1 pseudogene is annotated in these 498 nt (G+C 69.3%); it reads left to right on the top strand.

What is annotated here, in order from left to right:
• Window positions 1-226 (top strand): annotated as a pseudogene (locus B2J89_RS21670) (3'-5' exonuclease); the annotation flags it as partial.
• Window positions 227-498 lie beyond the last annotated feature (272 nt).

The following is a 498-nucleotide window of genomic DNA, read 5'->3' as shown; positions in this document are numbered from 1 at the left end:
GGGGCTGCCGCAGCAAAAAATAGAGGTCTCGGCGCTGTACTACGACCACAAGTTCCGGCAGCTGCCGCCCTACCAGCAGCAGGCCAACGCGGACATCGACCTGCGCTTTGCCACGCTGATGGACGACCTGGGCCTGCCCCAGCGCGAGGCGCACGACGCGCTCAACGATGCGGTGATGGCGGCACTGGCGTTCGTCAAGCTGCGCCACTTGCGCGGCAGCGGCTGAGGCGTGGTCCCTGCCGCTGCGTTCCCCGCCAGGGGCAGGACGCCGGCGTTGGAGATTCAAGCCAAATCGGCCTCAAACGCTGATCAGGCAAGCGCTGAAAGCTCTCTTTTTGGGAGTACTTGCGCGCTTGGGCGGCCCGAGCGCACACGGCGCGGCACCGGGGCGTGCGCCCCGGGCCCGGTGGGTTGCCGTCTCAGTGGCCCGAGGCACCCGAGGCGCCAAAGCCGGTTTCCGAGCGCACCTGCTGCGCCGGGAAGGCGGCGCGTTCGCGC

This window comes from Acidovorax sp. SRB_24 (genome assembly GCF_012931925.1).
The sequence above is the reverse complement of the archived record's forward strand: the minus strand, read 5'-3'. Positions and strand labels throughout refer to the sequence as shown.